This is a genomic window from Serratia sp. root2 (assembly GCF_031931805.1).
Taxonomy (GTDB): Bacteria; Pseudomonadota; Gammaproteobacteria; order Enterobacterales; family Enterobacteriaceae; genus Serratia; species Serratia inhibens.
The window spans coordinates 105787-125870 of the sequence record NZ_JAUJXB010000001.1; the positions used below are offsets into that span (position 1 = coordinate 105787).

The window sequence follows — 20084 nt, forward strand, 5'->3', positions numbered from 1 at the left end:
CCCTGTGGCGTGAATGCCAGTCAGTCAAGCTGACTGGCATTTTTGTTTTTACCTCCCCCCGCAAGCGCCTTTGTCCTCAGTTAATCAGCCTCAAACTTGTGATGCCGATTCCGATTTAATAAAAATGGCCACATTTTTCTTTAAAGTTAAAATAGTGTTTTATTAAATTGAGTGATTGATCGGCACATTCCTCCCGTTGACACCAACATCCGCCGGAAGGTGGCAAAAGAGCCAAGGTTTTTTGATCGTCAGAAATCTACTTTTACCCAAAGTTTTCTACAACGCATCGGACTACCACACTCAGCGTCATCAGGAGGGGAGCTATGAAAACGCGTAATGGCCAGGCGATGGCGATCTTGTGTCTGGCCGAGTATCTACGGGTTTATTTATAACGATGATGAATGAAAAAAGCGCCCCGTGGGGCGCTTGAGCTTCTTGAAAAACAAGATTAGAAGCGGTAGTTGAAGTTGGCGCCGTACAGCCAGGCTTTGCCCACCGACTCGAAGGTGTAAGGGCCTTCTTTGACGGTGACTTTCTGGCCGTGCATGTAGGAAACACCGACGTCAACCGAAGCGTCTTTGTTGAACGCATAGGTGGTACCGGCGCTCAGCCAGAAACGGTCTTGGTCCGGGATCGAGATAGAGCGGTTCTGGGCAGGGACCGGGCTGTCATCGAACGCGATACCGGTGCGGAAGGTCCAGTTATCGTCGTAGAAGTAAGTGGTACCCAGTGCGATGCGGTAAGCGTCTTTAAAGCCTTCGTGTTTCTCGAACAGCGTCTGGCCGTTGTTGCCGGTGGCTTTCAGCTCCTGGAACTGGCTCCAACTGGTGTAAGCCAGGCTGTAGTGGACGGCCCATTGCGGCGCAACCTTGTTGTAGCCCGAGATTTCCCACATTTCCGGCAGGTTCAGGGTCAGCGAGCCTGGAATGGTGTTGCCGTTGGTGCCGTAAGGCAGGCCGGCCGCGCTCAGGATCGGGTTATAAGCGGATGGCAGGCTGCTCTTGTAATCGCCGTCGAAGTCGATTTTCACTTCGGAACGGTAGCTCAGGCCATAACGGTTGTTTTCGTCCACTTCATACAGAATACCGGCGTTCCAGCCAAAGCCCCATTCGTCACCCTTCAGGTGAGAGATCTGGGTATCGGCCGGAATTTGTGCGACCTGGCCGGCTAACTGAGGCGGCAACTGCCCAGAGCCTGCGAGCAGTTTCGGCAATTCGCCCGCATAACGCTCAAGTTTGGCTTTAGCGTAAACCGCGTCAAAGCCCAGGCCGAAGCTGAATTGTTGGTTCAGGCGATAAGCGGCGCTCAGGTTCAGGTTCAGGGTTTCGAGGTCGGTTTTGCCGCCGTAAGCGCCGGCGGTGTAACCGTCGTTGAATTCGGTGGCCAGACCATAGTTGCTGGTGACCGAGCCGCCCACGGCAAATTGATCGTTAATCGGGTGAACATAGTGCAGGTTCGGCACCCAGGCGGTTGGCGCGATGTTTTTGGAATCCAGGCTCGCACCCGACGGGGACTTGCCGGTAATGTCCACGTCCGGATCGATAAAGACCGCGCCGAAGGAGAGTTCTGGGCGGGTATACATCATCAAAAGGGCCGGGTTGCGGCTTGCAGAGGCTGCGGTATCCGCCATGGCGCCTTCGCCAGAATACGAACGTCCTAAACCAGCTGATGAAAACTCATTCAGCTGGAATCCTGCGGCAGACACGTTTGAAGAAATAATTGCCACTGCAGCTGCGAGAGCTGATTTAGTAAATAGGTTTTTCTGGCTCATGACCAAAACCTCATTATGTGTTTATTATTTAAACTATGTTACACAAGGTAACAAGGAGCGCGGGATTGTAGGGTCCGTTATCATTCAGACAAATCAGACCAGTGGCTGAATTATAGGTCCGACCTGTGAGAATGTTGCAACTTTGTTTTTGAGATATTTCAAGATTGGTATCAAAAAAGAGATCTGCTTAACAAAAAACCAGCAGTGAATAACAAACTTCTTACCATTCCTTAGCAGACATCGATTTTTATTTGTGATTTCCATCACTTAAAACACCTATAAAAAGTAAGTGCTAGCGATGGGGTTCGCTGCGGGGTAAAATAAACGCAGAATCTTGCGTCTTTGCGCCAGAAAGTTAATGGCAGTTTGGACTCGCGTAATGGCGGTCCCTGAGGAGAATTAATCATGTCAGATGCAATTAATAAATGCAGCGCCCAGGAAACCGCAGCTTGTTGCTGTGTCGATGTCGGTACCGTGATGGACAACACCGATTGCACCGCATCCTACAGCCAGGTATTTGCCAATCAACAGGATGCCGAACAAACGCTGGCGGCGCTGACGGAAAAAGCCCGTGGCGTGGAGTCTGACCCTTGTGACATCAGCAGTAGCATTAAACCGGTTGACGGTGGTGTGCAACTGGTGGCGGATTTCACCTTTGCCTGCCAGGCGGAAACCCTGATTTTCCAGCTCGGCCTGCGTTAATTCCTGCCCAAAACGGTGCGGGATAACCCCGCGCCGCGGCCTCGCCGTTTTCCCCCAATAGAAAGTTGCTCCTGCTCTCAGTTTTCACTTCTGGCGGTTTGCCAAATGTAAACATTTGGTTAACAATGACCTCATCAGGTCAGACCTCTTTTTGCCCGTTGCGCTGACGTTATTTTTTTCAGGAGCGTTTATGAGTAAGGCACTGCCGTTGGTGACCCGTCACGGTGACCGTATCGCGATTGTAAATGGACTGCGTACCCCCTTTGCCAAGCAGGCAACCGCTTATCACGGTATTCCGGCGGTGGAGCTGGGGAAAATGGCGGTGAGCGAACTCTTGGCCCGTAGCGGCATTGATCCGGCGCTTATCGAACAGCTGGTATTTGGCCAGGTAGTGCAAATGCCAGAGGCACCGAATATTGCGCGTGAAATTGTCCTGGGCACCGGCATGAGCGTCCATACCGATGCGTACAGCGTGTCGCGTGCTTGCGCCACCAGCTTCCAGGCGATCGCCAACGTGGCGGAAAGCATCATGGCGGGCAGCATCAGTATCGGCATTGCCGGCGGCGCCGATTCCTCCTCGGTGTTGCCGATCGGCGTCAGCAAAGCGCTGGCGCGAACGTTGGTCGATGTCAACAAGGCGCGCACCCTGCCGCAACGTCTCAAACTTTTTAGCCGGCTGAAACTCCGGGATCTGCTGCCGGTGCCACCGGCGGTGGCGGAATACTCGACCGGCCTGCGTATGGGCGATACGGCCGAACAAATGGCGAAAAGCCACGGCATCACCCGCGAAGAGCAGGATGCGCTGGCGCACCGCTCTCACCAGTTGGCGGCCAAGGCCTGGGAACAGGGGCTGTTGCACGATGAAGTCATGACCGCTTACGTCCCGCCGTACCGTGCGCAACTCACCGAAGACAACAACGTCCGCAAAGACTCCAGCCTGGCGTCATACGCTAAACTGAAACCGGCATTTGACCGCAAACATGGCAGCGTCACCGCGGCCAACAGTACGCCGCTGACCGACGGTGCGGCGGCGGTGTTGATGATGAGCGAATCGCGCGCGAAAGAGCTGGGGCTGCAGCCGCTGGGTTACCTGCGCAGCTTTGCTTTTTCCGCCATCGACGTGTGGGAAGACATGCTGTTGGGGCCATCATACGCCACGCCGCTGGCACTGGATCGCGCCGGCATTGGCCTGGCAGACCTGGCCCTGATAGACATGCATGAAGCTTTCGCCGCGCAGACGCTGGCAAACCTGAAAATGTTCGCCAGCGATGAGTTCGCCCAACAAAAACTGGGGCGCAGCAGGGCGATTGGCACAGTGGATATGGATAAATTTAACGTCTTGGGTGGCTCGATCGCCTATGGCCACCCGTTTGCCGCTACCGGCGCGCGTATGATCACCCAGACGTTGCACGAGCTGAAACGCCGTGGCGGCGGGTTTGGGCTGACTACAGCCTGCGCGGCCGGAGGGTTAGGGGCCGCAATGATTGTAGAGGTGGAATAATGAGTTTTGAAAACGCATTGCATGAACAGCGGGCCAAACCCTCGGCCTTTCAACTGACGCTGCGTCCGGACAACATCGGCGTGATTACCATCGACGTCCCGGGCGACAAGGTGAACACGCTGAAAGCCGAGTTCGTCGATCAGGTGAATGACGTGCTGATCCGTGCGCAGCAGCACACCGCGCTGGAAGGGCTGGTGATTATTTCCGGTAAGCCGGATTCGTTTATTGCCGGGGCGGACATCACCATGATCGCCGCCTGCACCAGCGCCAAAGAGGCCGAAACGCTGGCGAAAAAAGGGCAAAGTACGCTGGCGCAGATCGCCGCTTTCCCGGTGCCGGTCGTGGCGGCTATTCACGGCGCTTGCCTGGGGGGCGGGCTGGAACTGGCTCTGGCCTGCCATGGTCGCATCTGTTCGCTGGATGACAAAACCGCTCTCGGCCTGCCGGAAGTTCAGCTTGGCCTGCTGCCCGGTTCCGGCGGCACTCAGCGATTGCCGCGCTTGATCGGTGCCAGCAAGGCGCTGGACATGATGCTGACCGGCAAACATATCCGCGCGCGTCAGGCGCTGCGTATGGGATTGGTGGACGACGCGGTGCCGCAGGCGATTTTGTTGCAGACCGCCATTGAACGGGTCAAGCAGGGTTGGCAAAGCCGGCGTGAACTGCCGTGGCAGGAGCGCTTGCTCAACGGCCCTCTGGGGAAAAGCCTGTTGTTCAGCATCGTGCGCAAAAAAACGCTGGAGAAAACCCACGGCAACTATCCGGCGGCGGAAAAAATCATTCAGGTGGTGCGTACCGGCCTGGACAGTGGCAGCACCAGCGGTTATGAAGCCGAAGCGCGAGCCTTTGGCGAACTGGCCATGACGCCGCAGTCGGCGGCGTTACGCAGCCTGTTCTTTGCCTCTACCGCCTTGAAAAAAGAGCGCGGCGGCAATGCGCAACCCCATGTGTTGCACCGCGTCGGTATTCTGGGCGGTGGCCTGATGGGCGGCGGAATTGCCTGCGTGACCGCCACGCGCGGCGGCCTGCCGGTGCGAATTAAAGATGTCAATGAAACCGGCATCAACCACGCGCTGAAATACAGCTGGGATGTGCTCGGCAAGCGCGTGCGCAGCAAACGCATGCGCCCGGCGGAACGGCAAAAACAGATGATGCTGATTTCCGGCTCGACCGATTACACGGGCTTTGAGCGCGTGGATATCGTGGTGGAAGCGGTGTTTGAGGATCTGGCTCTGAAGCAGAAAATGGTGGCCGAGATTGAACAGCACGCCGCACCTCATACCATTTTCGCCTCCAATACCTCGTCGTTGCCGATTGGTCAGATTGCCGCCAACGCGCAGCGGCCGCAGCAGGTGATCGGCCTGCATTATTTCAGCCCGGTCGACAAAATGCCGTTGGTAGAGGTGATCCCCCATGCTTCCACCAGTGAGGAAACCATTGCCACCACCGTGGCGTTGGCGCACAAACAAGGCAAGACGGCGATCGTGGTTGCCGATCGCGCCGGTTTCTACGTCAACCGCATTCTGGCGCCTTATATAAATGAAGCGACGCGTTGCCTGCTGGAAGGCGAGCCCGTCGAATCGCTGGACAAGGCGCTGGTGGATTTTGGCTTCCCGGTGGGGCCGATTACCCTGCTCGATGAAGTGGGCATTGATGTGGGCACCAAGATTATCCCGGTGCTGGTGGAACAGCTCGGCCCGCGTTTTGCCGCGCCGGCCGCCTTCGATGCGGTGCTGAAAGACGGGCGCAAAGGGCGCAAAAACGGCCGGGGTTTCTACCTGTATCCAAGCGAAGGTCAGCAACGCCAGCGGGGTAAACGCGCCGATACCTCGGTATATCTTCTGTTGGGCATTACGCCGAAGTCGCATTTGCAGCCGGCGGTCATCGCCCAGCGCTGCGTAATGATGATGTTGAATGAAGCGGCGCGTTGCCTGGACGAAGGCGTGATCCGCAGCGCGCGTGATGGGGATATCGGCGCGGTATTCGGCATTGGTTTCCCGCCATTCCTCGGGGGGCCGTTCCGTTATATGGATGAACTCGGCGCTGAGAAGGTGGTTAAAACGCTGCACTACCTGCAGCAGCAATACGGCGAAAACTTTGCCCCCTGCGAACGCTTGCAGCGCATGGCGCAGCAGGGCGAACGCTTTTATCCGCAAGGGGAGTGAGCGGCATGGCGCCCTGATTTGTACTAGAGTTGGATCAGGGCCGCAGTGTGATCGTCATCACTCCTTGCAATACCTGCAATCCCGGATCCTATACAGGGAGATAGTGACGGAGTAACGTAACCCGATGACGCCGAAAACCCGATCGTCATCAATAACTTTCATGATGGAGTGGTTGAATTTTAACCCGTTGAATTGGTTGTTATGTGAGCGCCATATTCACGCCGGGACGATGTTGATGTAAAAAACAGCATTTTCTTTACGTGAACTTTCAGGCAAAATGCCCGGCCGCCATAAAAGAGACGGCGCGTTATCGTTTCAAAGCTTTTGCTTTGGGGTTGTAAAACTCGGCGATACAGCACGCTCGGCGTTTCTGTATAGCGTTATTTTGTCAACAACAGCGGTGCAATATGCAAGTTTTGATTATGCGTCACGGAGAGGCGGCACTTGATGCGGCCAGCGATTCGGTAAGACCTCTTACTGTTTGTGGCCGTGATGAGTCACGTCAGATGGCGGCCTGGTTAAACACCAAGTCTGTGGATATTGAACGAGTGCTGGTCAGCCCTTATCTGCGGGCTGAACAGACGCTGGAAACGGTGCGCGAAGCTTTAGCGCTGCCGGAAAGCGAAGAAGTGCTGCCTGAGCTGACGCCGGGCGGTGATGCCAGTCTGGTCGGCAGCTATCTGCAGGCGCTGGCGCAGCAGGGGGTCAACTCCGTGCTGATCGTCTCCCACCTGCCGCTGGTGGGCTATTTGGTCGCTGAGCTGTGTCCGGGCGAATGCCCGCCGATGTTCGCGACCTCCGCGATCGCCAATGTCGATCTGGCAACCGACGGCAGCTACGGCAAGTTCGAATGGCAGGTCAGCCCGTCGCAGGTGATGGCTAAAGTTTAGGGCACCGGATAGCGGAGCCAACCAGGAAAGGGCGATGTTTAACATCGCCCTTTGTCATATCTGCGGTTTACTCGGCCAGTTCGACCAGCAACAGAATTGCCGCGTTGCCGCCCCATTCTTTGGGGGCCTGGTGGAACGCCAGTACGTCGGGGTGTTGCGCCAGCCACAGCGGCGTCTGCTGTTTGAGGATGTGCTTGCCGTGGCCATGCATGACGCAGGCGCAGTGCACGTGTTCACGCTTGCAGGCGGCAATCAGCGCGCCCAACTCTTGTTTAGCCTGCATCTGGGTCAGGCCGTGCAGATCGAGAAACAGGTCCGGTGAATAATCGCCGCGTCGCAGCTTCTTCAACTCATACGCGCTGTAGCCGGGGCGTACATAGCGGGTCGGCCCTTCCTCTTCCAACTGCGGTTGATATTCGTCCGAGAAATAATAGCTGGCGTCCACCTGCTCCTGCAGCAGGCGCTGCGGTGCCATTTGCCGGGTTTTTGGCTTGGGTTTGGGGTGGACAACGGTATCCTGGCGCAGCTTTTTTGCGCCTGCTATCGACTCTCTGAATAGCTGCAATTCATCTTTGCTCAGAGGGTGCTTGTTCTTCATTTTTTATTCACCGGAAATCATTTATCACGACAGTTTACCGTGTCGCGGGTATCTGTCGACGCAAAACTCCCGTCAGAATGAAAATGAGAATGTCTTAACGCGACTATTGCTGCTGATTTGTCGCGGGCTTCATGGCAAACTATGCGGCTAAATCATGAATCACAGTGCCTGCCGGAGGGCAAATTGGACAAAATTTTCGTCGACGAAGCAGTGAATGAACTGCACACCATTCAGGATATGCTGCGCTGGGCGGTGAGCCGCTTCAACGCCGCCAATATCTACTATGGTCACGGAACTGATAATCCGTGGGACGAAGCGGTGCAATTGGTACTGCCAAGCCTGTTCCTGCCGCTGGATATTCCAGAGGACATGCACACCGCACGTTTGACCTCCAGCGAGCGCCATCGCATCGTTGAACGCGTGATTCGCCGCGTCAATGAGCGCATTCCGGTGGCTTATCTGACCAACAAAGCCTGGTTCTGCGGCATGGAGTTTTATGTCGATGAGCGCGTGCTGGTACCGCGTTCGCCGATTGGCGAACTGATCAACGATCGCTTCAGCGCACTGATCCCGCACCCGCCGCGCCACATTCTGGACATGTGCACCGGCAGCGGCTGTATCGCCATCGCCTGCGGCTACGCTTTCCCGGAAGCGGAAGTGGACGCGGTGGATATCTCCAGCGACGTGCTGGCGGTGACCGAGCGCAACATTCAGGCGCATGGCGTCGAGCACCAGGTTATCCCGATCCGCTCCGATCTGTTCCGCGACGTTCCCGCGATCCAGTACGATCTTATCGTCACCAACCCGCCGTATGTGGATGCGGAAGACATGTCCGATCTGCCGCAGGAGTTCCGCTTTGAGCCGGAACTGGGCCTGGCGGCGGGCAGCGACGGCTTGAAGCTGGTGCGCCGCATTCTGGCCTGCGCGCCGGATTACCTGAGCGACGACGGCGTGCTGATTTGTGAAGTGGGCAACAGCATGGTACATCTGATGGAACAATATCCGGATATTCCGTTCACCTGGCTGGAGTTTGAAAACGGCGGTGACGGCGTGTTCATGCTGACCAAACAGCAACTGGTCGATTGCAAAGAGCACTTCAGCCTCTACCGCAGCTAAGCCTTCTTCGGGTCTGCTCCGGCGGGCCCACAAAGATAATCATTAACGGTAAGGAGCCGTGATGGCAGGAAACAGTATTGGGCAGATTTTCCGCGTCACCACATTTGGTGAATCTCACGGTGTGGCGCTGGGATGTATCGTAGACGGTGTACCGCCGGGTATCCCGCTTACCGAAGCCGATTTGCAGCACGATCTGGACCGACGCCGTCCGGGGACTTCGCGCTATACCACTCAACGCCGCGAGCCGGATCAGGTACGGATTCTTTCCGGCGTGTTCGAAGGCGTGACGACCGGCACCAGCATTGGGCTGATGATTGAAAACACCGATCAGCGTTCGCAGGATTACGGTGCCATCAAAGACGTGTTCCGTCCGGGCCACGCAGATTATACCTACGAGCAAAAATACGGCGTACGCGATTACCGTGGCGGCGGCCGTTCTTCGGCGCGTGAAACCGCGATGCGCGTAGCGGCGGGGGCGATAGCCAAGAAATACCTGCAGCAGAAATTCGGCGTACAGGTGCGCGGCTATCTGGCGCAAATCGGCGACGTGGTGTGTGAACTGAAAGATTGGGATCAAGTCGAACAGAACCCGTTCTTCTGCCCGGACCCGGACAAGCTGGAAGCGCTGGACGAACTGATGCGCGCGCTGAAAAAAGAGGGCGACTCGATCGGCGCCAAAGTCAGCGTGATTGCCGAAAATGTGCCGGTGGGCCTCGGTGAGCCGGTGTTTGACCGTCTGGATGCCGATCTGGCGCATGCGTTAATGAGCATCAACGCGGTAAAAGGCGTGGAAATCGGCGACGGTTTTGCCGTGGTGACCAAGCGCGGCAGCGAAAACCGCGACGAAATCACGCCGGAAGGTTTCCAGAGCAACCATGCGGGCGGCATTCTCGGCGGCATCAGCAGCGGCCAACCGGTGGTAGCTCATCTGGCGTTGAAACCGACCTCCAGCATTATGGTGCCGGGCCGCACCATCAATCGCCAGGGCGAAGCGGTAGAAATGGTTACCCGCGGCCGTCACGATCCCTGCGTAGGCATTCGAGCGGTTCCGATCGCCGAAGCGATGATGGCGATTGTGCTGATGGATCACCTGCTGCGCCAGCGTGCGCAAAACGGTGATGTGGTTTCTAACGTTCCGCGCTGGTAATTGCGATGAAAAACTGGATGTTAGGCATCGTTGCCCTGATGGCTTCAGGTTCCGCGATGGCGTTGACGCCGTGGCAGAAAATCGGGAGCCCGGTGGCCGGCGCGCCACAGGCGATTGGCGGTTTTGCCAATGGGTGTATCGTCGGTGCCCAGCCGTTGCCGCTGAACTCAGCGGATTATCAGGTGATGCGCCCCGATCAGCGCCGCTATTTCGGCCACCCCGATCTGCTGGCGTTCATTCAGCGCCTGAGCAGCAAAGCCAACCAAAAAGCGCTGGGTACGGTGCTGATCGGCGATATGGCGATGCCGGCCGGCGGGCGCTTTAGCAGCGGTCACGCCAGCCATCAGTCCGGGCTTGATGTCGACATCTGGCTGCAGCTGCCGCGCCAGCGTTGGAGCGCGCAGCAGCTGCTAAAACCGCAGCCGATCGATCTGGTTTCCGGCGACGGTAAACAGGTAGTGGCGCGTCAATGGCAACCGCAGATTGAATCGCTGATCAAAATGGCGGCGCAGGACGCAGAAGTGACGCGCATCTTCGTCAACCCGGCGATCAAGCAACGCCTGTGTCTGGATGCCGGCGCCGATCGCGATTGGTTGCACAAGGTCCGCCCGTGGTTCGGCCACCGCGCGCACATGCACGTGCGCTTGCGTTGTCCGGCAGGCAGCCTGGAGTGTAAAGAGCAGGATACCCCGCCACCGGGCGATGGCTGTGGGGCGGAGCTGGCGAGCTGGTTCGTGCCGCATCAACCAAGCGCCAAGCCGGGTAAACCGGTACCCCCGCCATTGCCGCCTTCCTGTCAGGCTTTGCTGGATAACCATTTCGCTGCGGAATAATAAATGGATTGGTTCGTCGTAGGCCCCGAGATGCTCGGGGTTTTGTTTGTGGTGGCGTTGCTGGCGGGGTTTATCGATTCCATTGCCGGTGGCGGCGGCCTGCTGACCGTGCCGGCGCTGCTGGCGGTGGGCGTTTCCCCGGCACAGGCGCTGGCAACCAACAAGCTGCAGTCGGTGGGGGGGTCGTTTTCCGCCAGCCTTTACTTTATCCGCCGGCGGGCGGTGGATCTTAACGATCAGAAACTGACGATCCTGTTGGCGCTGATCGGCTCCATCGCCGGGGCGATTCTGGTGCAGCATATGCGCGCCGATCTGCTGCGACAAATGCTGCCGCTGCTGGTGATTGGCATCGGTCTGTACTTTCTGCTGACCCCGCGTCTGGGGGAAAACGATCGGCAGCGTCGCCTGAGCGCTTTGCCGTTCGGGCTGGTGGCCGGCGGCTGCGTCGGTTTTTACGACGGTTTCTTTGGCCCTGGCGCCGGTTCGTTCTATGCGCTGGCCTACGTGACGTTGTGCGGCTTCAATCTGGCCAAATCCACCGCGCACGCCAAGGTGCTGAATTTCACCTCCAACGTTGGCGGCCTGACGTTTTTTATCATCGGCGGCAAAGTGGTGTGGGGCATTGGCCTGGTGATGCTGGTAGGGCAGGTGCTCGGCGCTCGCCTGGGCGCACATATGGTGATGACCCGTGGGCAGAAGCTGATTCGGCCGATGATCGTCATCGTCTCGCTGGTGATGAGCTGCAAGCTGCTGTACGACAACCACGGCGCAGAAATTCAGCAGTGGCTGGCGCTGCATATTTAGCATGCCAGGAGAGCATTAAAGTGGAATAATTGCCACTTTATTTTTGTGGTTATAGAGTTTTTATTTATGTCAGACACACAGACTATCCATCAATACGAGCAGCTGATTGATATATTTAATCAATGCTTTAGCGAAGACTACAATACGCGGTTGGTCAAGGGCGATGATGAGCCGATTTATCTGCCGGCCGACGATGAACTGCCGTATCACCGCATCGTTTTTGCCCATGGCTATTACGCCAGCGGCCTGCATGAGATCTCGCACTGGTGCATTGCCGGCGAAGAACGCCGCAAATTGGTGGATTTCGGTTACTGGTACTGCCCGGACGGGCGCGATGCGCAAACACAAAGCGAATTCGAAGCGGTAGAAATCAAACCGCAGGCGCTGGAGTGGATGTTCTGCGTGGCCGCCGGTTTCCCGTTTAACGTCAGTTGCGACAACCTGAACGGTGATTGCGAGCCGGATCGCATCGCCTTCCAGCGCAAGGTACGCGACCGAGTGTTATCGCTGCTGGAACGGGGAATACCCACAAGGCCCGCACGCTTTATTCAGGCATTACAATCGTTCTACAATACGCCACCGCTGGCAGCCGGGCATTTTCCCTATCCGGAAGATTTCTGTTAACGCCACAGCTTGCTATTTAATGAGGAAATTTGATGATCGCAGAATTCGAAGCGCGCATTTTGGCGCTGATTGATGACATGGTAGAGCACGCCAGCGATGATGAACTGTTTGCCGGTGGCTACCTGCGCGGTCATCTGACGCTGGCGGTGGCCGAAGCGGAAGAGCACGGTGAGCACACCGCCGAAGCGCTGAAAGCACGGGTGGAAAACAGCCTGCACAAAGCCATTACCGCCGGTGAGTTATCGCCGCCGGACCAGGTGCTGGTGCGCGGCATGTGGGAAAACCTGTACCAGACCGCACTGCCGATTACCTGATCGCCATAACGGGGCACTTCAAAGCGCCCCGTTATCTCTGCATTAGACCGCACGCCCCTTCAGCAATTTTCTCACCCACATCCGGTTCGGGTTCAACGCTGCCAGCATCTCTGCGTCGCCCGGCAAGGGTTCGCCAAACAGCTGTGCCGCCAGGATCTCTGCCGCCAGCGGTGCCGAACACAGCCCGCGCGAACCCAGTGCGCCAAGAACAAACAGATTGGGATAAAACGGGGCGTCCGCCACGGTTTCGCCAAGCTGGTGGCGGCGTTGCAAATCCTGATACTGCACCAGCGTGGCCTGATAGTCCGGCACTGAGCCAATCATCGGCAGGTGGTCGCGGGTGGCGCTGCGTACGCCGCAACGGGCATGGTGAGCGCTGACGTTTACCTCCCGCGGCCACGCCTGTTCCGGCAGACAGCGCAACAGTCGTGCACGGTTCTCCTGCTGCTCTTCCTCGCGGTATTCAATGGCGGTATCGCCGCGCTGATAGCTGGCGCCGATGCAGTGCTGTTGATTATGGGCATTGACCGGCGTCAGATAGCCGTCGTAACACAGTACCTGCTTCAATTCACTCAGCGCCGGCGTGGTGGGTATATGGGAGACCTGGCCGCGTACTGCGTACACCGGTAACGCTTCACTTTGCGGCAGCTCGGAAAGGCGATGGCCATTGGCCAGAATCACCGTGGCATGCCGACGGGGTGTTGCATTGCTGAAGCCGAGCTGCCAATTGCCGTCTGTGTGCATGAGGCTGTTTACGTCGCACTCATAATGGCAACTCATTCCCTGGCGCTGCGCCAATGCAATTGCACCCCGCGTCAGCTCTGCCGGGCACAGCCAACCGCCTTGCGGGTAGCTGACGCCGCCAAAACCGCTGTCTACGCCGCACAGTGCGCTGAGCGTGGCGCGATCGGCCGGTGCTGCCAACGACGAAGGCCAATCAGCCGCCACTATTTTGGCAATTTTCCCGGCACTCTTCTCATCAAAGGCCAACTGGCTGACGCCGCACCATTGATGATCGAACGCCACACCCTGTTGCAACAGCGCATCGTACTGGCGGCGGGCAAACGGGAAAGCGGCGCTGAAAAAAGTTTCCAGCGCGTCACCGCGACCGTTCAGCAACGGATAGAGCGCGCCCTGACGGTTGCCTGACGCGCCTTCGGCCGGTTGCGGATCGGCGCAGTACAGCGTGACTTTCGCGCCGCGCCGCAACAGAGCGAGGGCGATAAGCGCGCTGGCGACGCCACCGCCGATGATGGCGATATCGTCAGTATTTTCCGCCGCCGGGCGCAGGAACCAGGGGGCGGGATGCGGGGCCGCCGCTGCATCAGCCGGCAACTCGCCGATCAGCATTTCACGTTTTTGACCGAAACCTTTGCTTTTCGTGACGTCAAAACCGGCCTGCTGCAATCCGCGCCGTACAAAACCTGCGGCGGTAAAGGTGGCGAGGGTGCCTCCGGGCCGGGCGAAGCGCGCCATGGCAGCGAACAGTTGCTCAGTCCACATATCCGGGTTTTTCGCCGGCGCAAAGCCATCGAGGAACCAGGCGTCGACCTGGTTATTCATGCTGGGATCAAAGTGAGGCAGCAGCGCATTGACGTCGCCGAACCACAGATCCAGCGTAATGCGGCCCTGCGCCAGCAGCAGTCGGTGGCAGCCCGGTAACGGCAGCGGCCACTGGGCGCGAAGCTCATCGGCATAGGGGGCCAGTTCCGGCCAGCGTGCATGCGCGGCCGCCAGATCGTCGTGCAACAGCGGGAATTTTTCAAAACTGATGAAATGCAGCCGCTGCAGCGGGGCGTCAGGCATCGCCGTACGAAAACCGGCAAACGCCTGCCACAGGGTTAAAAAGTTGAGGCCGGTACCGAAGCCGGTTTCCGCCACGATAAACAGTGGGTGAGGGTGCTCGCTAAAACGCGGCGGTAGCCGGTTGCCCTTGAGAAACACGTAACGGGTTTCTTCCAGCCCATCCTGATTGGAAAAGTAGACGTCATCAAACTGTTTCGAAACAGGTGTACCCTGTTCGTTCCAGGATAACGCTGCGGTTTGGATCGGGGCGTGGCTCACGGTTAGTTGCTCGTAACTCAAGGGGTGACGGGATTCTAACGGGGCTGGCGAAATGGCGCAAACTGGATAAGAATAAAGCTGAAAAACGCTGATCGGACTTGTTCGGCGTACATCTGTACGCTAAAGTGCGATGCAAAATCCCGAATGTAAAATTGTGGAAGAGGTACTGAATGAAACGTGCAGTGATTACTGGCCTGGGAATCGTCTCCAGCATTGGTAACAACCAGCAGGAGGTCCTGGCGAGCCTGCAGGAAGGACGTTCTGGGATCACTTTCTCCCAGGAGCTGAAAGATTCCGGCATGCGTAGTCACGTATGGGGCGATGTTAAACTGGACACTACCGGTCTGATCGACCGTAAAGTGATGCGCTTTATGAGCGACGCGTCCGTTTATGCCTATCTTTCCATGGAAGAAGCCATCAAGGATTCCGGCCTGGCGGCCGATCAGGTTTCCAACGATCGCACCGGTCTGGTGGTCGGCTCCGGTGGCGGTTCTCCGCGCAACCAGGTTGCAGGTTCCGACGGCATGCGCGCCAAAGGCCTGCGCGGCGTTGGTCCTTACATGGTGACCAAGGCCATGGCTTCGGGCGTTTCCGCATGCCTGGCAACCCCGTTCAAAATTCGCGGCGTTAACTACTCCATCAGCTCTGCCTGCGCAACCTCTGCACACTGCATTGGTCACGCGGTAGAACTGATCCAACTGGGCAAGCAGGACGTGGTATTTGCCGGCGGTGGTGAAGAACTGTGCTGGGAAATGGCCTGCGAGTTCGATGCGATGGGCGCACTGTCCACCAGCTATAATGAAACCCCTGAAAAAGCTTCCCGTACCTATGACTCTGCGCGTGACGGTTTCGTCATCGCCGGTGGCGGCGGCATGGTGGTGGTTGAAGAGCTGGAGCATGCTCTGGCGCGCGGTGCGCACATCTATGCTGAAATCATCGGTTACGGTGCGACCTCCGATGGTGCCGACATGGTGGCTCCTTCGGGCGAAGGCGCAGTGCGTTGCATGAAGATGGCGCTGCAGGGCGTTGATACCCCAATCGACTACATGAACGTGCACGGGACTTCCACGCCGGTTGGCGACGTGAAAGAACTGGGCGCAATCCGTGAAGTGTTTGGCGACAACACCCCGGCGATCTCGTCCACCAAGGCAATGACCGGTCACTCACTGGGTGCCGCCGGCGTACAGGAAGCGATCTACAGCCTGCTGATGGTTGAGCACGGCTTTATCGCGCCGAGCATCAACATCGACAACCTGGATGAGAAAGCCGCAGGCATGAACATCGTGACTCAGCCGACCAAACGCGAACTGACTACCGTGATGTCCAACAGCTTCGGTTTCGGCGGCACCAACGCCACGTTGGTGATGCGCAAGCTGCAAAAGTAATTTAGCCACAATCCGCGCCAGTTGAACAAGCCCGCTTCGCAGCGGGCTTTTTACTGCCTGCCGCTGCCCGTTCAGAGTTATCCCAAATTACATCTTTTGACGGATCATTAACGCCTCGTTCAGCCTTTTACGCATACAATAGCCCGATAACGCGATTATCACTCGGCGTAGCGTTTTCAGAGTGATCGAACCTTGAGGCATGAGTATGAAAAAGTTAATTGCGGTTGGGTTGCTGTCAGTGTTTCTGGCGGGGTGCGCGACTGAGTCACCTTGTGTCCCGGTTTATGACGATCAGGGGCGTTTGGTGCACACCAACACCTGCATGAAGGGCACGACGCAGGATAACTGGGAAACTGCGGGCGCTATCGCCGGTGGGGCGGCTGCGGTTGCCGGTCTGACGCTGGGTATCATCGCACTGACGAAATAACCTTCGCGCCAAATCCGATAGTGATAGAAAAGCCCGGCAATTTGCATTGTCGGGCTTTTTCACATCACTGCACCAGAAAAGCTTTGAACTGAGGTGTCATCACGGCACTGAAACCGTCATCGGTTTTGCTGATCAGGTACACCGCCAATCCTTTCTCTTCGGCCAGTTTCAGCGCTTTTTCCGTTCCGAGCACCATCAGCCCGGTATCCCAGCCGTCGGCTTCCAGCGCCGTTGGCGCGATCACCGTGGCGGAAACCAGCCGGTGGGTAATGGGCCGGCCGGTAACAGGATCGATAACGTGCGAATAGCGCTGGCCATTCTGTTCGAAATAGTTGCGATAACTGCCGGCGGTACTGATGCCGTAACCTTGCAGATCCACCAGCGCCTGCACCGCATTTTCCCTGTCGGTCGGTTTTTGGATCGCTACCCGCCACGGCTTGCCCTGACCGTTGACCCCGCGTGAGGACACCGCACCGCCAACCGACACCAGATAGTTGGTGATGCCGTTACGCGCCATCAGTTTAACCAGCTGGTCAACGCCGTAGCCTTCACCCAGGGTCGAGAGATCGACATACATGTTCGGCAGATCTTTTTGCAGCCACTCGCCGCGGCTATCGCTGAGCAATTTGAGATGCTGCAGGCCACTATTTTTTTGCGCGGCTTCAATCTGCTGCTGATCCGGCACCTTGACGGCGCGTTTGTCCGGGCCGAAACCCCACAGATTCACCAGTGGGCCGACGGTAATATCCATCGCACCCTGCGTATCGCGGCCGATGCGCTGGGCCGTCAGGATAATATCCGCCATCCCGCGCGGGATGGATTGCAGGTCTGTACTGTGCGACTGGTTAAAGCGCGACAGTACCGAACCGGAGCGGTAGGTGGAAATATCATCGTTGGCCTGTTCGAGCAAGGCGTCGACCTGCTGTTGCAGCAACGGTTTGCTGATCCTGACGTCACCGCTGATTTTGACGCTGTAGAAGGTGCCCATGGTTTTGCCTTCGAGGTCGATCTGCGGGCGGGTTTCCCGATCGTTACAGGCGGCAAGCAGACTGAGCGCTGCGCTCAGCAGTAGCCCTTTGGCGATAGCGTTGACCATGAAAAGTCCTTTGAAACGTAGAAAGGCGCTACAAATAAAGTAAAGCGCGGCAAATGAAAAGTGCAGAAAGGTAAAATAGCATTTTGCTGGCGTTGACGTCGCGCTTCGGCTAACGTCTGGCTCCTGATTCCAGATTGATTTTTGAAGCGATGACCATGAGTTCAAACGCTGCTGTCCGGCTGCTCCAGCCGTTCCTGAAAGATCGTTTCCTGCACATCCTGCTGTTGGCCGGTGTGGTGATGGCCGCCCTTAACCCGCAACAATTGCCTGCGCTATCCGGTTTTATCGACTGGCGCACCATTATTACCCTGCTGGGGCTGATGTTGTTGACCAAGGGCGTTGAGGTCAGCGGTTATTTTGATTTTGTTGGCCGTAAAATCATCAACACGTTGCACAGTGAACGGTGGCTGGCGATGTTTTTGGTGTTTTCCGCCGCGCTGTTGTCTTCGTTCCTGACCAATGACGTCGCGCTGTTTATCGTCATTCCGTTGACCATTACGCTAAAAAAACTTTCTTCGCTGCCGATCAGTCGGCTGATTATCTTCCAGGCGCTGGCGGTCAACGCCGGCTCGCTGTTAACGCCGATAGGCAATCCGCAAAACATTCTGCTGTGGAGCAAGTCGTCGCTCTCTTTCCTGGGGTTCATCATTCAGATGGCCCCCTTTGGTGCGGCGATGATGGTCAGTCTGCTGGCCATGACCTGGTTCAGCTTCCCGGCGCGGGATATCGTAAAGGCACCGCATACCGAGGGCTATCCCTATCAGCGGCCGCTGTTGCTGAGCTGCGTGGCGCTGTACGCGATTTTTCTGCTGTGCCTGGATGTCGGTTTGCCGCTGTACGGCCTGTTGGCGGTGTTTGCCGGTTTCTTGTTGCTGGCACGCCGGGTGCTGCTGCAGATCGACTGGAGCCTGATTTTTGTCTTCATCGCCATGTTTATCGACGTCGGCTTGTTTACCCAATTGCAGGCGATTCAGCCCTGGTTCGCCGATATCGCCCGGCTGGGTGACGGCGGCATTTACGCATTGGGGATTGGGTTGTCGCAGATCATCAGCAATGTGCCGGCGACCATTTTGCTGCTCAATTACGTGCCCTCCAGCCAGTTGGTGGCCTATGCGGTGAACGCCGGGGGCTTTGGGCTGGCGATTGGTTCGCTGGCGAACCTGATTGCGCTGCGTATGGCGGGAGAGCGCAAGATCTGGCTGAAGTTTCATTACTACTCTCTGCCATTGCTGGCCTGGGGAGCGCTGCTCGGCTGGATATTGGCCTGACACCGGCCGTGCTGTGCTGCACGGCCGACTGCCCCCTAGCCGCGTGCCGCCAGCAAACAAATGCTGCGGGTCACCTGATAAGATTTCACAAACGAACTGACCGGCAGAAACTCAAAACGCGAATGGAAATTGTGCGCGCCGGTGAAGTAGTTTGGCGTCACCACGCCACGGCTGGAAAGCGCTGCGCCGTCGGTGCCACCGCGCATCGGGATCACCTTCGGCGGAATGCCGTGCGCGGCCAGGGCGCCGAAAATCAGCTCGATGGCGCGCTTGTCTTCACCGATCGAGTTACTGATATTGCTGTAGATATCCGTAACGCTGCAGCTCACCCTGGCGCGCGGGTAGTTCGCCGCCACCTGCCGCACTACCTCCTGAATATGCTCCTTACGCGCATTGAACGCCGCCAGATCGAAATCGCGAATCGACACTTTCAGTGTGGCGAGGTTGGCATTGGCGGTGATGTCGTTGAACCAGAAATAACCTTCGCGCCCCTCGGTATGCTCCGGCGTATCCAGAATATCGAACTGATTGATGATGTCGTTGGCGATGCGAATCGGGTTGATCAGCACATTCTTCGCCGACATTGGATGTGCAGTCACGCCCTCGATACGGATCTCCGCCGCCGCCGCATTGAAGTTTTCATAAACCACTTCGCCCAGTTCGCAGCAGTCGATGGTGTAGGCGAAATCCACGTCAAAGCGCGCCAAATCCAGCGCCTTGGCGCCGCGCAGGCCGATCTCCTCATCCGGCACAAACGCTACCAGGATATCGCCGTGGCGGTCTGCGGCACTGAGGTTTGCCAGCAGGGTCATCACGACCGTAACCGCCGCTTTGTTATCGGCGCCGAGCACGCTGGTACCGTCGCTGAAAATAATGTCTTCGTTCGGATAGGCCCGGATCTCCGGATGTTCGGCGGTGCGCAGCCAAATGTCGTGCTCCGCGTTCAGGCAGAGATCTTCGCCGCTAAAGCGCAGGCGCTGCGGATGAATATGCGCCGACAGGCCGACGTCGACGGTATCTATATGGGTAATGAAACCGATACGCGGCGCACCGGGTTGGGTGCCGGGTTTGCGGGCGGTGACGGTGGCGTGCTCGTCGATTTGCACATCCTTCAGCCCCAGTTGGCGCAACTCGGCTGCCAGCAGCTTTGCCATATCATGTTGGCCAGCCGTGCTGGGCAGGGCGCTGGCGGCGGCATCGCTCTGGCTGGTGACCGCCAGATAACGAAAGAAGCGTTCGGTAAGCTGTTCTGCAATGGCGCTGGTCATGCGGGTTCCTCTCGATAAGCTGTCTATCGGTTTTAATGCTAAATCAGCCGGTTGTCCATCGCTGCAATGCTTTCGCTGTCGGAATGCGAGACGCCGCGCAGAATAAAAAAA

General features: G+C 57.4%; 19 protein-coding genes. 14 read left to right on the forward strand and 5 right to left on the reverse strand.

Annotated features, from left to right (window positions below):
* Positions 1–448: 448 nt before the first annotated feature.
* On the reverse strand, positions 449–1726 hold the full coding sequence (fadL, locus tag QZQ97_RS00535) for a long-chain fatty acid transporter FadL (protein WP_311991789.1): 1278 nt from the start codon (positions 1724–1726) through the stop codon (positions 449–451).
* On the opposite strand from fadL, the gene QZQ97_RS00540 reads away from it, so the two are divergent.
* The 5 genes from QZQ97_RS00540 (at position 1629) to sixA (ending at position 7029) form a co-directional block, all read left to right on the forward strand.
* Positions 1629–1880, forward strand: coding sequence for a hypothetical protein (locus tag QZQ97_RS00540; protein WP_311993936.1), 252 nt, complete (start codon positions 1629–1631; stop codon positions 1878–1880). The two genes, fadL and QZQ97_RS00540, sit on opposite strands and share 98 nt — an antisense overlap.
* Before the next feature lie 296 nt (positions 1881–2176).
* On the forward strand, positions 2177–2473 hold the full coding sequence (locus QZQ97_RS00545; RefSeq protein ID WP_081304031.1) for a YfcZ/YiiS family protein: 297 nt from the start codon (positions 2177–2179) through the stop codon (positions 2471–2473).
* A gap of 190 nt (positions 2474–2663) precedes the next feature.
* A complete protein-coding gene (gene fadI, locus QZQ97_RS00550) occupies positions 2664–3974 on the forward strand; it encodes an acetyl-CoA C-acyltransferase FadI (RefSeq protein ID WP_311991790.1) in 1311 nt (436 codons plus the stop codon).
* Positions 3974–6139 carry a fatty acid oxidation complex subunit alpha FadJ gene (gene fadJ, locus QZQ97_RS00555; protein WP_311991791.1) on the forward strand — a complete coding sequence of 722 codons (2166 nt, stop codon included), beginning with the start codon at positions 3974–3976 and terminating at the stop codon, positions 6137–6139. The genes fadI and fadJ overlap by 1 nt, the downstream gene beginning before the upstream one ends.
* 407 nt (positions 6140–6546) lie before the next feature.
* The gene (gene sixA / locus QZQ97_RS00560) at positions 6547–7029 is read left to right on the forward strand and encodes a phosphohistidine phosphatase SixA (RefSeq protein WP_065506402.1); all 483 of its coding nucleotides are present in this window, start codon (positions 6547–6549) and stop codon (positions 7027–7029) included.
* A 67-nt stretch (positions 7030–7096) separates the two neighbouring features.
* Here the strand turns inward: sixA and smrB are convergent, their stop codons facing one another.
* Positions 7097–7627, reverse strand: coding sequence for an endonuclease SmrB (gene smrB / locus QZQ97_RS00565; protein WP_065506401.1), 531 nt, complete (start codon positions 7625–7627; stop codon positions 7097–7099).
* A 183-nt stretch (positions 7628–7810) separates the two neighbouring features.
* On the opposite strand from smrB, the gene prmB reads away from it, so the two are divergent.
* From prmB to QZQ97_RS00595, 6 genes are all read left to right on the forward strand, one after another.
* Positions 7811–8743, forward strand: coding sequence for a 50S ribosomal protein L3 N(5)-glutamine methyltransferase (gene prmB, locus QZQ97_RS00570; protein WP_311991792.1), 933 nt, complete (start codon positions 7811–7813; stop codon positions 8741–8743).
* A 61-nt stretch (positions 8744–8804) separates the two neighbouring features.
* Positions 8805–9890, forward strand: a complete 1086-nt coding sequence (aroC, locus tag QZQ97_RS00575) for a chorismate synthase (RefSeq protein ID WP_013813941.1) — start codon at positions 8805–8807, stop codon at positions 9888–9890.
* A gap of 5 nt (positions 9891–9895) precedes the next feature.
* Positions 9896–10723, forward strand: coding sequence for a penicillin-insensitive murein endopeptidase (gene mepA, locus QZQ97_RS00580; protein ID WP_311991793.1), 828 nt, complete (start codon positions 9896–9898; stop codon positions 10721–10723).
* 3 nt (positions 10724–10726) lie between these two features.
* Complete coding sequence (locus QZQ97_RS00585; protein WP_311991794.1) at positions 10727–11527, forward strand: sulfite exporter TauE/SafE family protein; 801 nt, start codon at positions 10727–10729, stop codon at positions 11525–11527.
* Positions 11528–11593: 66 nt separating this feature from the next.
* The gene (locus QZQ97_RS00590) at positions 11594–12151 is read left to right on the forward strand and encodes an elongation factor P hydroxylase (RefSeq protein WP_311991795.1); all 558 of its coding nucleotides are present in this window, start codon (positions 11594–11596) and stop codon (positions 12149–12151) included.
* Positions 12152–12183: 32 nt separating this feature from the next.
* On the forward strand, positions 12184–12465 hold the full coding sequence (locus tag QZQ97_RS00595) for a YfcL family protein (RefSeq protein WP_065506397.1): 282 nt from the start codon (positions 12184–12186) through the stop codon (positions 12463–12465).
* Positions 12466–12507: 42 nt separating this feature from the next.
* Here QZQ97_RS00595 and mnmC read toward each other — a convergent pair whose 3' ends face one another.
* Complete coding sequence (gene mnmC, locus QZQ97_RS00600) at positions 12508–14529, reverse strand: bifunctional tRNA (5-methylaminomethyl-2-thiouridine)(34)-methyltransferase MnmD/FAD-dependent 5-carboxymethylaminomethyl-2-thiouridine(34) oxidoreductase MnmC (RefSeq protein WP_311991796.1); 2022 nt, start codon at positions 14527–14529, stop codon at positions 12508–12510.
* Between the two features lie 170 nt (positions 14530–14699).
* Between mnmC and fabB the strand changes: the two genes are divergently transcribed.
* Together fabB and QZQ97_RS00610 are read left to right on the forward strand one after the other, a co-directional pair.
* A complete protein-coding gene (gene fabB / locus QZQ97_RS00605) occupies positions 14700–15914 on the forward strand; it encodes a beta-ketoacyl-ACP synthase I (RefSeq protein ID WP_062868132.1) in 1215 nt (404 codons plus the stop codon).
* A 205-nt stretch (positions 15915–16119) separates the two neighbouring features.
* Complete coding sequence (locus QZQ97_RS00610; RefSeq protein ID WP_004947462.1) at positions 16120–16341, forward strand: hypothetical protein; 222 nt, start codon at positions 16120–16122, stop codon at positions 16339–16341.
* Positions 16342–16405: 64 nt separating this feature from the next.
* On the opposite strand, the gene apbE is transcribed toward QZQ97_RS00610, so the two are convergent.
* Positions 16406–17437: an FAD:protein FMN transferase ApbE gene (gene apbE, locus QZQ97_RS00615; protein WP_311991797.1), complete on the reverse strand. Its 1032-nt coding sequence runs from the start codon at positions 17435–17437 to the stop codon at positions 16406–16408.
* Between the two features lie 155 nt (positions 17438–17592).
* Here apbE and QZQ97_RS00620 point away from each other — a divergent pair, with 155 nt between their 5' ends.
* A complete protein-coding gene (locus tag QZQ97_RS00620; RefSeq protein WP_311991798.1) occupies positions 17593–18705 on the forward strand; it encodes an SLC13 family permease in 1113 nt (370 codons plus the stop codon).
* A gap of 35 nt (positions 18706–18740) precedes the next feature.
* Here the strand turns inward: QZQ97_RS00620 and pepT are convergent, their stop codons facing one another.
* Positions 18741–19973, reverse strand: coding sequence for a peptidase T (pepT, locus tag QZQ97_RS00625; protein ID WP_311991799.1), 1233 nt, complete (start codon positions 19971–19973; stop codon positions 18741–18743).
* Positions 19974–20084 lie beyond the last annotated feature (111 nt).

What these genes read in the sequence shown, in the direction of transcription:
- QZQ97_RS00540 (WP_311993936.1), top strand. Translation starts at nt 1,629, where the DNA reads ATGGCGCCTTCGCCAGAATACGAACGTCCTAAACCAGCTGATGAAAAC.
- QZQ97_RS00545 (WP_081304031.1), top strand. Translation starts at nt 2,177, where the DNA reads ATGTCAGATGCAATTAATAAATGCAGCGCCCAGGAAACCGCAGCTTGT.
- fadI (WP_311991790.1), top strand. Translation starts at nt 2,664, where the DNA reads ATGAGTAAGGCACTGCCGTTGGTGACCCGTCACGGTGACCGTATCGCG.
- fadJ (WP_311991791.1), top strand. Translation starts at nt 3,974, where the DNA reads ATGAGTTTTGAAAACGCATTGCATGAACAGCGGGCCAAACCCTCGGCC.
- sixA (WP_065506402.1), top strand. Translation starts at nt 6,547, where the DNA reads ATGCAAGTTTTGATTATGCGTCACGGAGAGGCGGCACTTGATGCGGCC.
- smrB (WP_065506401.1), bottom strand. Translation starts at nt 7,627, where the DNA reads ATGAAGAACAAGCACCCTCTGAGCAAAGATGAATTGCAGCTATTCAGA.
- aroC (WP_013813941.1), top strand. Translation starts at nt 8,805, where the DNA reads ATGGCAGGAAACAGTATTGGGCAGATTTTCCGCGTCACCACATTTGGT.
- mepA (WP_311991793.1), top strand. Translation starts at nt 9,896, where the DNA reads ATGAAAAACTGGATGTTAGGCATCGTTGCCCTGATGGCTTCAGGTTCC.
- QZQ97_RS00585 (WP_311991794.1), top strand. Translation starts at nt 10,727, where the DNA reads ATGGATTGGTTCGTCGTAGGCCCCGAGATGCTCGGGGTTTTGTTTGTG.
- QZQ97_RS00590 (WP_311991795.1), top strand. Translation starts at nt 11,594, where the DNA reads ATGTCAGACACACAGACTATCCATCAATACGAGCAGCTGATTGATATA.
- QZQ97_RS00595 (WP_065506397.1), top strand. Translation starts at nt 12,184, where the DNA reads ATGATCGCAGAATTCGAAGCGCGCATTTTGGCGCTGATTGATGACATG.
- fabB (WP_062868132.1), top strand. Translation starts at nt 14,700, where the DNA reads ATGAAACGTGCAGTGATTACTGGCCTGGGAATCGTCTCCAGCATTGGT.
- QZQ97_RS00610 (WP_004947462.1), top strand. Translation starts at nt 16,120, where the DNA reads ATGAAAAAGTTAATTGCGGTTGGGTTGCTGTCAGTGTTTCTGGCGGGG.
- apbE (WP_311991797.1), bottom strand. Translation starts at nt 17,437, where the DNA reads ATGGTCAACGCTATCGCCAAAGGGCTACTGCTGAGCGCAGCGCTCAGT.
- QZQ97_RS00620 (WP_311991798.1), top strand. Translation starts at nt 17,593, where the DNA reads ATGAGTTCAAACGCTGCTGTCCGGCTGCTCCAGCCGTTCCTGAAAGAT.
- pepT (WP_311991799.1), bottom strand. Translation starts at nt 19,973, where the DNA reads ATGACCAGCGCCATTGCAGAACAGCTTACCGAACGCTTCTTTCGTTAT.